Below are 12,927 nucleotides of genomic sequence, written 5' to 3'. Positions count from 1 at the left end.
AAAAAAACACTTCAGCCTTTGTCTCAGTGTTCTCATCAGGACCGTCCGATGAAAGGATCACCCAAACAAAATAAGCTGAAGTGTCTGTAAACCTGCGTTACTCGCTATGTTTATTACAAAAACCGATACTGTGCTTCAATCAGACCGTTGTAAACTCCTTGTTTCTGGATAAGCCGTTCATGGTTGCCCTCTTCCTTGATCTCCCCATGATCCAGCACAATAATATGATCGGCATTACGAATGGTGGAGAGGCGGTGAGCCACCATAAAGGACGTTCGCCCCTGAAGTAATACTTTGAGGGCTTCCTGAATTTTCAACTCCGTTTCCGTGTCAATGCTGGCTGTAGCTTCATCCAGAATCAAGATGCGCGGATCAGCGAGCAATGCCCGGGCAAAAGATAACAGTTGCCGTTGTCCCATCGACAACACATTACCTCTCTCTTCCACTTCGGTATCATATCCACCCGGAAGCTTCATGATAAACTCGTGCGCGTTAACAGCCTTCGCCGCTTCTTCCACCTCTTCGTTCGTCGCATCCAGCCGTCCAAAACGGATATTGTCCCGGATCGTGCCCGAGAAAATGAATGTATCCTGCAGCACAATGCTGATCTGACTACGCAGGCTTTCCACCGTCACATCACGCACGTCATGTCCATCGATGGTCAGGCGGCCGCCCGTGATGTCATAGAAACGGCTAATCAGATTGATGATTGTACTTTTACCCGAGCCTGTATGACCGACAAGTGCGATGGATTGCCCTGCCGCCGCCTTGAAGCTAATGCCTTTCAGCGCCTGTCTTCCCTTTTCGTACTCAAATACGACATTATCGAATACGATATCCCCTTTAATAGAAGGAAGCGGCTTGGCACCTGGTTTGTCAGCGATATTCGGCTCTTCATCCATAAACTCGAAAATTCGTTCAGAAGATGCCATGGCAACCAGCAACTGATTGTACATCTGTCCCAAACGGTTAATTGGGTCCCAGAAGTTGCCGACATAGTTGGCGAAAGCCACGAGCAAACCCACGGTCAACATTTCATTTTGAATGAGATGTGCGCCGTACCAGAACAGAATTAACGTCCCGAAACCACCTGTAATTTCAATCAAAGGACCAAATCCCTGGTTCATTGCTGATGCTTTGTCCCACGACTTTTTGCTGGACATATTCATGTTGTCGAAGTATTTCATATTTTCTTTTTCTTGAGTGTACGCCTGCGTAACCCGAATTCCTTGAATGGATTCATTGAGGTGAGAGTTAATCCGAGAGTTCTTCATACGCACATCCTGCCACGCCCGGCGAATCAGCACCCGCAATTTCGTAGATATAATGAACATAATCGGTACCGTAATGATTACAGCAAGACCGAGTTTCCAGTTAATCAACAGGAGAATGACGATGATACCAAGTAGCTGCACGCAGTCGATCATGACGTTAACCGCACCATTCGTGAACAGATCCTGTAAAGAATTGATGTCATTCGTTACACGTACAAGCACGGAACCTGCGGGTCTTTTGTCAAAAAAGTTAAAGGACAGCTTCTGAATATGTTTGAACAAGTCTGAGCGAAGATCGTAAATCACCCGTTGCCCAATAATATTCGTCAGTTTAATACGGTATGTGTTAGCTGCCCACTGGATGAGATACAGTAGCAGGATTGAACCTGCGATAATATACAGCAGTGTCATGCTAGGTACTCCGGTCTGCGGTGCAATAGCTCTATCGATTGCAAGACTGATTAGAAAAGGTACGGCTAATTTCGTAATCGTTCCAAGAATCATCATTAGAATCACAAACGGCAGGAGCTGCCTCGCATACGGTTTCATGTAAGCAAACAATCGTGCAAACTCTTGCCAGTTAAACGGTTTTTCGATCACTTCATCATCCTGATAGACAAATCGTTCATTCATTTTTTTATTCGAGGGTTCCTTAACCTCTCGCCTATCTGTTATTGTTTCGGCGCTCATGAGTTCACCTGCTCCCCAGCCTCCCGCTTCCCGCGGGCAATGTAGTCTGCATATTGAATGTTATAGACATCCTGGTACGGTCCAGGTACTTGAATTAACTCCGTATGTTTGCCGCGTTGTACCACGCGTCCTTCGTCCAGCACCAGAATCTCATCTGCATGTCGCAGCGAAGAGATCCGGTGGGCAATGATAAATGTCGTTCTGCCGCGCATAACCTCTTGAAAGCCCGACTGAATCTCATGTTCGGTTTCCATGTCAACGGCACTTGTGGCATCATCAAGGACAAGAATCTTCGGATTTTTCAGCAAAGCCCGCGCAATAGCAATCCGCTGCTTCTGTCCTCCGGAGAGTCCCATACCGCGTTCACCGACGACCGTATCATATCCTTCGGGAAACTCCATGATAAAGTCATGAGCCTTCGCCAGCTTGGCGGCGCGGATAATCTCTTCCATCGTCACATTTTTCAACCCGTAGGAGATGTTGTTACGTATGCTAGAGGAGAACAGGAACGTCTCCTGGAACACGGAAGCAATCTGACTTCGCAAGCTACGAATGCCCATATCTTTAATGTTTCTGCCATCGAGCTTGATCGAACCGGAGTTCACGTTATAGGCACGCATCAAAAGCTGGATAATCGTAGATTTCCCTGATCCTGTTCCTCCGAGGAAACCGATTACAGAACCAGGCGGAGCATCAAAATTAATATCGGTTACAGCAGGCATTTTGTTACCATAAGCAAACGTTACCGATTCAAAGGTCACATGACCTTTCACCTGATCTGTCTCCACAATAACCGGGTCTTCGGTCTCTTGCACATCCACAGGGGTGTTCAGCAACTCAAGCACCCGTTCACCTGAAGCTTTGGACTGAGTGTAGTTGTTAATGTGAAAGCCGAGGCCCCACATTGGACCAATTATGTACCAGATCAAACTGAAGAAGGCAACAAGTTGACCCAAGGTCAGGGTTTGCTGGATTACCATTCTGCCACCGATCACAAGCAGCAGTACGACACTTACCGAAGCCAAAATCTCCATAATCGGAAAATAGCGGCTCCACAACGTGGCAGCATGAATTTGATTCGTTTTGTAGCGTTCGTTTCGTGTGGAGAACTTCTCCACTTCATAAGGCTCACGTGCAAACGATTTAACCGTTCTTACACCTGTAATGTTTTCTTGCACCGCTGTAGTCAGCGAGCTTAATGCCAATCGCATTTCCTGAAATGCCGGATGAATTCTGGATTCGAATCGAAGCGCAACGAAGGCAAGCAGAGGGATGCAGACGAGTGTCAGCAGCGTTAACTTCCAGCTCATCGTCATCATCATAATTGCACCGAATACGACCATAAGAACCATGTTAAGAATCTGGGCGAAACCAAATCCGATAAAGTTACGGATGGCCTCCAAATCTCCCGTGAGGCGGGACATCAGATCACCTGTTTTGGCCGTATCATAATAACGGAAGGATAAAAATTGAAGTTTTTCATAACAGGCATTACGTAAACGATACGCCAAATAATTGCCTAGACGTCCGCCAAAGAAACCGTGTAAAAATTGCATGCCTGCTTTCAAAATAACAACACCTAACACCGTCAGGGCAAGCATGGGAACGTCTTCAAAATTACGTGGCACAATAACGTCATCGATCAAAATTCGAAGCAGGTTCGGATAGACTAATCCTAGTGCGGTCGCTAAGGCGAGAAACAAGATCGATACCAATAAATACGTTCGCTTCTCCCAAAAATAGGTTTGCAGTTGCCTGAGAACATCCATGTGTCTCCTCCTCTAATGTTGCTTGAAATGATATGAACATTTATGAAGTTTATCACCGTCCCTCATTCGCGGCAAAGCGAATAATAGACCATATTCAGGCGACTTTCAGCTAATTATCGCATTAACGGATGCCAATAGCCGACTTTCAATCAAATGTTTGAATATTCTCTATATTTCAGGTTGTTCATGCCAAAAAAAGGCTCCCTATATGCCTTTGCGGCGGGAGCCTTTTTTGACGCTTTTTTGCAACATTTTCACTGGGTTATGGAAGAAATCAATTATTTTACAAACGTTTCCAAAATATTTGCAGATTTGATCAACCAACCTTGTGGCAATATAGAGTATCACTTATCAGAAGTTTCACACGGTGATGCAACCCCCATGACCATCTATTCCTGCATTTGTTCAAGCTGTTCGGACAAGGCCACCCATTGCTCAGCCTGGATTCCACTTGCAAGGGTATCCTGTATGCCCGTAACGGCTTCTTCCAGCCTTTCGGTGAGCTGACGAGAGTGATGCTGCACCGATTGATGAACCTGTGTATCATAAAATTGCACCAGTTTCTGTTCTGAGGCTGGAAGCACTTCAATCATCATCTGTTTGAGCACCGGCTCAAGTGCCTCCTGAAGGCGCTGACGCCCTTCTCCTTCAAAGAACTGCTTCGGATTCCGGAAGTAACTCCAGTAGTTTTTCCAGCCCGACGGTTCTTCTAGCCGAATTTCATCCAGCACAGGGGTACTCCACTTTTCATCCAAGGTTAAGGACAAGTCGATACCGCCTGTCAGCTGCTTCACTTCATTAATACATTCAGTTACTTGCTTGCCAACCCAAGCATGACCAGTCTGCTCCAATCGCAGTGTTGTGGCGAGCAATTCCTGCTCAAGCTCAATGCCGATCATACGCAACAGCTCCCGGCCGCAAGCTGCGAACGCCGTTTTCAAGTTGCCCTGATCTTCACGTAATACGGATGGATGAAACGCCTCTGCCATAAACTGACCCAATCGGAAGGCTAAACGCTGTCTGACATGGAAAAGCAATTCATTCGTTTCCTGTGACAGTTCATCCTTCATTGATCGCTGCGCTAATCGCTCAATCCGCAAGCGTGACTGCTCCGATATCGTGCCCAGTTCATCTCGCCGCTGACGCAGTGTTTCTTCCCCCTGTGCCGCATCCTCTGCACGTTGCTTTAACCGCTGAATGACACGCGCCAGCTCTTCGGAGGCTCCACCAACTGCGAGATCAGCCAATTCCTTGCCTGCAAATTGATTAAACTCTTCTTCGAAACGCATAAAACCCGATTGTTGCAATCGATCAACGTTTCCATCCATTTTACCTTCCATCGCAAGCATGCTGGATACTGGGAAAAGACGTGGTGAGCGAATCCCGTTTTTCCGCAGTTCTGTCCCTACATGATCGAGCACTTGTTCCAATTCTTCTTCCGAGGAAGATAAATCACTCGCATTAACGACAAAGAACATCTGATCCATCGCCGAGCTATCTTTCACTCGCCCAAGTTGATTCAGGAACTGCCGGTCTCCCTGGGAGAAGGCGTGATTATAATAGGTTACAAAAATCAAGGCATCTGCATTTTTCATATAATTAAACGTTACGCCTGTATGCCGGGCATTGACTGAATCTGCTCCAGGTGTATCCACAAGCACTATTCCTTGTTCAGTCACGTCACAGCTGTAATACAGGTCAATGGAATCTACAAAACAAGATTTCTTCTCATTGGCTACAAAATGGCGATATCCGTTCAAGTCCACCAGCACATCTTGCCCAAGTTGATCCGCTGTTTCCTCCCAGCCAGCCGCAGCGGCCTGTAAGAAGCTGTAATGCGGACGCCCTGCTGGGTGTACATCCTGAGGCGTGAGTGATTGCACCCGCTTTTGCCATTCCGTGCCCGGCTCTCCAAGACCAAGCAGACGGAAGGAATAGGCAAGGTCCTCCTGGAAGGCCTCCCGGGTCTTCATGCGGACCCGGGCAGTACCATGCTCCATGCCACCGGCCGGAGCCATAATACGGTTGATCGCCGCTGTCGTTGGATGCGGCGATACCGGGAGGACCGCTTCGCCCAGCAATGCGTTGGCGAAGGAGGATTTGCCCGCGCTGAACGCACCGAACAGCGCGAGCGTGAACGTGCCACCCGCAAGCGAAGCCGCGCGTGCACGCAAATCCCGTACCGCCGACCCCATGGCGGGGTACGACTCCACCAGCGCAGCAGCGGCTTCCAGCCGTGCCGCTGCTGCGTCCAGGCGCCGGCGGCGTTCCGCGCCAGCCGCCGCCGGTGCGCCCTGCGCCGCTGCTACGCGCGGCGGCGCAGGGGCCTGCGTCTGTGGCTGCGCCGCCACAGACGCGGACGTGCCCGCCTGCGAACCGGGAGCTTCGCCCGGTTCAGGCGCGGGCACGTGCGGGCCCTTCACCTCCGGCAATAGCCCGGAGGGGAGGGGGCCCGCAGGAGGCAGCAGGCTGCGCAGCCCTGCTGCCTCTTCGGCGGCGGCGCGCTGGAGCGCCGTGTAGCGCGCCGCCGCCGCGGATTGCGCCAGCAGCGCTGCGCGGCTGGCGTCCAGCGCCTGGAGCGCGGCTTCGCCCTGCGCAGCCAGCGCTTCCAGGATGCGGTCGGCCAGCAGCATGGCCGACTTACGGTACCGGGCCTCAATCTCGCCCCGGACATCTTTGCTGAATTGCATGACATACTCAGGCGATAGTTCTGCACTCGCACTTCGTTTCAGTTCAAGCAATTCTTCATTAATTACAGGCAATTCTGTGTTAAGTGCCTGCTCCCACGCGGCATCCCAGACCTGATAAGCTTCCCCTAGCTGTCTGAGCATCGTCCGAATATGAACCTCCACTTGACTGGAAGTCTGATCCTGAAGCAGTCTCACCAGTTCCGAAGCCCGGCGCTGTTTCTCCTGTTCCGTTTTGCCTCCTGAAAAGAGCAGACCTACCCGGAATCCCGGCTTGCGGCTCTCCAAATAATGACCAGCCGAAGTTCGGATATCCGCTGGGGTCAGGTTTGCGTTAGCAAGCAAAGAATCCACCTCTGCCCTGAATTTCTCACGGACTTGCGACGGTTTGGCTCGAAGCTCTGCGACTTGTTCATCCAGTAGAGCAATCTCACGCTCCAAACGTTCGATACCTTCTTGTCCTCCTACTTGTTCAAGCAGTGCAGTTTCTTCATCTTCTCTCATCCCGGCTTCCCGTCTCAGATGTTGCTCCGTGATATGACTGGCTGAACTGGCTAAACTGTGAGAGATCAGCTCTTCTTTCTTGGTCATCAGCTCAGTAATCAGTTCCGGTAATTGACCCCACTGATTATATCGATGCTGCTGGTCACGCAAGGAAGTGAATAACAGACCGTCATAACGGACTTCCCATGCGGCAAAAATCGCCTCTACTCCATCCACATATTGATCAAACGAAAGCTCCCGTTCCCGATGTTTGTCGATCTGATTCACAATTAAAAATAGTGGCTTCCCCCAGTCGGACAAACTTTTGGCAAAAGAAAGATTTGTCTCCGACTGAACATGATTGTAATCCATCACATAGAACACAACATCAGCCAGATGTAGTGCCGAATGCGTAGCCAGGCTATGTCCGCGATCCGTCGAATCCACACCTGGCGTGTCCAGCAATACAGCATCGTCCTGTAGTAGAGGAATATGATCCCATACTTCTATGGAACTGTACGCCCCTCCATTTTTACAATACGTCTCCAGCTCCTCTGGTGAAACTTCCAATGTTCCTGCTTTATTGTCAGCGCTTACGTTCGGTGAAGTATAAATAAGTGCTCTCGGCTTGCCGTTGCGTATTGCGACGACATTGGCACTGGTTGGCACCGGACTTGATGGCAGTACTCGCTTGCCACACAAGCTGTTGATCAAACTCGACTTGCCTGCCGAGAAATGTCCACAGAACGCAATCGTCAGATGTTTCGTTTCAGCCTTGCTGATTAAATCCGTTAGTGCCTCTACAGCGGTATGGTCCCCTGACTGCTTCATTGCTTCACGTAGCGGTAACAAAGGTGTGGCCATTTCTGCTGGGTAATCTGTTCTGGACATGACTGGCCTTCCTCCTGGCTCCTCTAATTTGACATCCGTTTCGACGTCAATCTCTGATTTATCTTCATATAGTTTAACATCATCATGTTTGAATTTGAACGATTTCACTTGAATCTGCATGTAGATGGATTCCAGATCAATATAAGTTCAATTTGAGATGATTTGCCACGCCCGATGATGGCAAAAAATTCTTTCGAACCAACTCATCACGCTAATTTCCACGTTTACGTTTGTTTGGTACGTTAATCCGTTACTATGTATCTATAAAAAAATAAAACCGACATGTCGGTTTTATACAGGTCATACTTTTAACTCCCACACTAATTAGGGATGTTTATCATCAAGTAACTGGCTGCATGACATGCCTAGCAGCTACATTAACGATCGCTTCTCGGCAATGTCAATGCAACCAGGTTCCTGATCATAGGTTAACAAAAACTTAAGATACTGCGTTTTCCATTGTAGGCAACAGGATTTCAAAAACTTGACCATGTTGCAAAATGGTAATGCCACGGCCTTTGTCTCTCATTACCACAACCTCAGGCTTTGTAGACATACGCTCCAGATAATGCTCAGGCACGTCACCAGAGTGACTCACAGTAATGCCTTCAACTTCTTTTTCTTCATTCTCCGCCATTTCCTGTTCAACGATTTGTTCAAAAATATCGGAGAAGGCTTCAAAATTGTCAGTGTACACGGAAATGCATTTCATCGTTATTCATCCTTTTCTGCTTATGAATTTAATTTTCGTTTTCGGGTGGTGACACGTTCCTTATCTTTCCTGATCTGGGACGTTTTCATACGTTTTTTCCCTTCCCTGCATATGTCTAAGAGCGGACAGATATGGCATTGGGGAGTTTGAGCCTTGCAATGGTAGCGTCCAAAAAATATAAACCGGTGATGAGTTATTGTCCACTCATCCCGAGGTACGCGCTTCATCAGTTTCTTCTCGACTTCAAGTACGGAGTCATCCCAACCCGCGAGCCCCAGTCTCTTCGACACACGTTCAACATGAGTATCTACAGCGATCGCCGGTACTCCAAACGCATTTGAAACGACAACATTCGCGGTTTTACGTCCGACACCTGGCAGGGTGACAAGCTGATCATGTTCCTGCGGTACATCGCCGCCATACTGCTCTATTAAAATTCGGCACATGTTCTGGATATGCTTGGCCTTGTTTCGGTACAATCCAATTCGGCGAATATCCTGCTCCAGCTCTTCAAGAGGAACCATTAGATAATCGGCCGGGCTTTTGTACTTTTGAAACAAATCTGCAGTGACCTTGTTCACCGTTTCGTCTGTGCACTGCGCAGATAAAAGGACCGCTACCGTTAGTTCAAATGCATTGCTGTGATTTAACTCGCAATGTGCATCAGGAAACATGGCTTCCATGGTTTCGAGTATATGTCTTACCGTCGCTGCATTCATGAAGGGCTACCTCCCACAAGTCTGCTCCACACTGTAGAGCCTTACTTCAAGCTTCAGCCAAGTAGCTTGGCGGGGATCCAAAAAGCTTGCAAAAAAAACGTCTTGATGCGGGAAAGATCCCGTATCAAGACGGTCATTCTTTTGATCCTCGAAAAAGAAACGATTACTGTTTTTGAATCTCCATCACGACGTTGTTCAGGAGATACAATACAATATTATCATTATCTCTGAGAGATTGCACGCTTAAAGTATTGTCACCCTGGTGAACAAATACATTAGATCCCAGTGCAAAACGGTAGTTCATGTCTGATGTTGTTTCGCGTTTAACCAAAATCTGGTTACCCACTCCATCATAAGACCAGAACTGTTTACTCATGACAGTAAGCACTCTGAAACGTGTGGAATTATCTGTATCTTTAGTCATTTCCACACGGTCGCCAACCGTGAGGTTAGTCAAAGATGTTAATGTCGAACCGGCTTTAACAACTTTAACAGGTCCACTCACAGATACTTTATCTGTCGCACCATTAAACTGTTTCAATGTAACCGAAGTTGCATCCACTGCAGTAACCTCAGCCAGCGTACGTTTAACCACTTGAACAGCCTTCGGTGTAACTCCTTCAAACGTTACATTAATCAAATTGCCTGCAGTCAACTGGGAAGGTGTAATGGATTGACCACTTTCGCCAGTCAATACCGCTTGATCCACATAAAACTGACTTGTAAGCAGATCTGATTTTACCCGAACACGACCGTTGGATTCCATGGAGACCACTTCGAATTGAGCAACTGTTTTCAATGCAATCTTCTGCGCTACATCCTGATTTGTTCCAAGGGTAACCGCAACATTATCCCCTACCTTCAAATCAGACAGACTAGCCGTTGATTTGTTATACATTTCAACCGCTGCTGCTGTCGTATAAGGAACTGTAATCGTCTGGTTGCCAGATAACAAGCTGATTTTTCGGTTTGTTGTATCAATATTACTAATTGTGCCTTCGTATTTGTAAATTACCTTCACAGACAATGCACGAGTTCCCACATAAGTCAGATCCAGTTTGCGTCCGTCATTGAGCAAGGACTCCAGACCTGCCAGTGTCGGTTTGACTGTGTTATAGTCCATTTTTGTTTTTTCATCCAGTGTGAATACATAAGGTTTTTTATTTGCATCCAGTACAGTAAGCACTTTGGTCTTACTGTTATAGGATACAACTGTAGCCCCGTTCAGAGGCTCCATTTGCCGGCCAATCACCTGAATGCGAGTTACCTGGTCATCACTGTTTAATGTTAATTCAACCTTGTCACCATTGTTCGCATCTGTAATCAGGTCATTCAGCGTTGCATCTTGAATACCATTAATAATCACTTCCGGTTTCTCGCTCAGCAATTTTGCTTCAAGTGAACCTCCATCACGTTTATACATCAATGTGGATTGGTTGCCGCCGATCTCAACTAATGTTCCACGAACGGATTGTTCTACGCCCTGATTCAGCTCAATTGTCTGCAGAACACTGTCTTTGACAGTGTATTTCACAGTGCTGCCTGCCTTCAAATCAGCCAAAGACAAAATGCGGTTTTGATAACGAATAATTAGATTATCTGTATACGTATACTGCTCTGTTGCCCCCGCAGCATTCACGAGCTTGATCGTTTTTCCGGAAGTAACCACTTCCGCAACTACACCGCTGTCACTCTTGTTAACAATACCGGATTTAACCCGGATCACCACTGTTTTTTTGTCAGCAGAGAACGTCTCGCGCTGTACTTCAATGATGCTGTCCACTGTAATATCAGACAATTTAATTGCTTTTCCGTTCTGATCCATGAATGCAGTATTCTCATCATAAGTATATGTTTCATAGTTTTCGCCTACAAAGAGACCGATTTTGTTCCCGGACAATGCACGCGCAAACGTACCTTCTACGCTCTCCATTTGTTGCTTGGCATCAACAACCTCCACATAGGAAGCTGCACCTGCCGAACCAACGATAAGAACTTTCGTATATAGTTTCACATCCGATGCAGATGCGCGTGTTTCACTATCTTTGGTAAAGTACGGGGTATTGCTGTTCACTGCATAGTTAACCGTTTTACCGTCAACTAGTAGCGTGATCTGCCCGTCTTTCAATCCGGTAACATAACCCGTAGAAGTATTCGGATACTTCGTATCCGTCAACGATTCACCACGACTAAAAAATGTCGCAAGCTGAGCACGAGTTACAGAGCCTGTCGGATTGAACTTGTTGTTTTCCAAACCTTTGGCCAGATCCAAACTAACAGCCAGATTTACATACCCTTTCGCACTGTCTGAAATATTTGCGTTGTCAGCAAATCCAGTGGACTGATTATTCTGTGCTTTCGCTTCAGCATCTTTGTTCAACGAGCGGATTAATAGTTTAGTAATCCATTCACGAGTTGCCGGCTTTTGTCCCCATGTTGTTTTGGAGACATCAGATGATGCTTCTTCCGTTTTATCCACGAGTCCCAATTGAAGTGCAAGCGCAACATATGGCTTAAAGTAGTTTCCTACTTGCATATTTGTCGGTAATGCCGCAGCCGTGCTCGTGTTCAACTGCGATTCCGTATTCATAAAACGGATGGCCATCGTTATCGCTTCTTGTTGCGTTACCGCGTCCCCTGGACGAAACAGGCCGTTATTGCCGAGAAGAATACCTTGATACGCCAGCTTGTATACATGTTTCTCAGCCCAGTATCCAGCCTTGATATCACTAAACAAACCTGTTGGTGCAGCCGTACTTTGTACTGCCGCATTTTGGCCCTGTCCCGTTTCTGTTGTGTCTGCTGCCATAGCAGCTCCACCCGCGCTAAGGGCCATCATGCCTGCAAGCACGGCTGATACTACTTTTTTAGAGTGTGATGGATGGTTATATTTAAAAGTCACCTATGATTCCCCTCTCTCATATAAAAACGACCTCAATCCGTGAGTCTACGGTAACGCACTTGAAGCAAAACTTAATTGGATCTTGTCATTGGATGTTCAAGATCCACATGTCCCATCAAACTTTCAGTTGATTTACCATCTACCAGCAGATCAAGTGATTTTACCTCATCGAACTGGAAGAACGTTTGTTTCAACGCATCGATGGCAAACGATTCACCACCAGCACCAAGACGTGCCGTATCCGGCATATGAATATCCAGTGTCAGTGCTCCATCCTTGAATTGAACTGATTTCAGCTCAATATCCTTGGACCATAGCGGAACGAGCTTCTCATCTTTGCTTTGCTGCAAAGAAGCAAAAGCCTCTTTATATTTGTCATCTTCCGATGCAAACGTAATTTCGGCTGACGCTTTGTGAAGTTCCAGCTCCTCCGGATCGGTATAAAACACTTCGATAGACTTCTTCTCCTTGCTATCGGATGTTGAAGGTTTGTCCGTAGATACTTCACCAGAAGAAGCTCCACCAGAAGACGTTGTTCCCTCCGAGCTTCCGTTCGCTGAGTTAGATGGTGTTGTGTTATCCTCGGAACCAGCCGTCGTAGGGTCGGTAATGACCTGACCGTCCACTTCTGTAGCGCCGTTCCCTGTTTGTGTCTCTGATCCCGCACCTTGTGTCTGGTTTGGAGCAGCTGTCGGTTTACTACCACATCCAGCAGCTACGGCCATAACCGTTACCAGCAAAGCTGCGATCCATATTTTTTTGTTCATTCTAACTCATCCTCCTCAGCATAAGGGTTGTCC

Annotated in this window: 7 protein-coding genes; all 7 read right to left on the bottom strand. The window is 47.4% G+C overall.

What is annotated here, in order from left to right; translation table 11 throughout:
- Window positions 1–113: 113 nt before the first annotated feature.
- Window positions 114–1,964, bottom strand: coding sequence for an ABC transporter ATP-binding protein (locus tag J2T16_RS00555; RefSeq protein ID WP_221788221.1), 1,851 nt, complete (start codon window positions 1,962–1,964; stop codon window positions 114–116).
- The gene (locus tag J2T16_RS00550) at window positions 1,961–3,733 is read right to left on the bottom strand and encodes an ABC transporter ATP-binding protein (RefSeq protein WP_090917085.1); all 1,773 of its coding nucleotides are present in this window, start codon (window positions 3,731–3,733) and stop codon (window positions 1,961–1,963) included. Before J2T16_RS00550 ends, J2T16_RS00555 begins: the two co-directional genes overlap by 4 nt.
- Before the next feature lie 389 nt (window positions 3,734–4,122).
- A complete protein-coding gene (locus tag J2T16_RS00545) occupies window positions 4,123–7,794 on the bottom strand; it encodes a dynamin family protein (protein ID WP_499017446.1) in 3,672 nt (1,223 codons plus the stop codon).
- 439 nt (window positions 7,795–8,233) lie between these two features.
- Entirely contained in the window at window positions 8,234–8,506 is a 273-nt protein-coding gene (locus tag J2T16_RS00540) for an NAD/NADP transhydrogenase alpha subunit (protein WP_090917088.1), read from the bottom strand.
- 20 nt (window positions 8,507–8,526) lie between these two features.
- On the bottom strand, window positions 8,527–9,225 hold the full coding sequence (gene nth, locus J2T16_RS00535) for an endonuclease III (RefSeq protein WP_090917090.1): 699 nt from the start codon (window positions 9,223–9,225) through the stop codon (window positions 8,527–8,529).
- 163 nt (window positions 9,226–9,388) lie between these two features.
- Window positions 9,389–12,127 (bottom strand): S-layer homology domain-containing protein, encoded by a 2,739-nt coding sequence (locus J2T16_RS00530; protein ID WP_499017443.1) that lies wholly within the window; start codon window positions 12,125–12,127, stop codon window positions 9,389–9,391.
- Window positions 12,128–12,198: 71 nt separating this feature from the next.
- On the bottom strand, window positions 12,199–12,894 hold the full coding sequence (locus J2T16_RS00525) for a GerMN domain-containing protein (RefSeq protein WP_154983645.1): 696 nt from the start codon (window positions 12,892–12,894) through the stop codon (window positions 12,199–12,201).
- Between the last annotated feature and the right edge of the window lie 33 nt (window positions 12,895–12,927).

The organism is Paenibacillus intestini, assembly GCF_030803945.1.
In the GTDB taxonomy this organism is placed as follows: domain Bacteria; phylum Bacillota; class Bacilli; order Paenibacillales; family Paenibacillaceae; genus Paenibacillus; species Paenibacillus polysaccharolyticus.
The sequence above is the reverse complement of the archived record's forward strand: the minus strand, read 5'-3'. Positions and strand labels throughout refer to the sequence as shown.

Coding starts and splice junctions, on each gene's coding strand:
- J2T16_RS00555 (WP_221788221.1), bottom strand. CDS start 1,964: ATGAGCGCCGAAACAATAACAGATAGGCGAGAGGTTAAGGAACCCTCG.
- J2T16_RS00550 (WP_090917085.1), bottom strand. CDS start 3,733: ATGGATGTTCTCAGGCAACTGCAAACCTATTTTTGGGAGAAGCGAACG.
- J2T16_RS00545 (WP_499017446.1), bottom strand. CDS start 7,794: ATGTCCAGAACAGATTACCCAGCAGAAATGGCCACACCTTTGTTACCG.
- J2T16_RS00540 (WP_090917088.1), bottom strand. CDS start 8,506: ATGAAATGCATTTCCGTGTACACTGACAATTTTGAAGCCTTCTCCGAT.
- nth (WP_090917090.1), bottom strand. CDS start 9,225: ATGAATGCAGCGACGGTAAGACATATACTCGAAACCATGGAAGCCATG.
- J2T16_RS00525 (WP_154983645.1), bottom strand. CDS start 12,894: ATGAACAAAAAAATATGGATCGCAGCTTTGCTGGTAACGGTTATGGCC.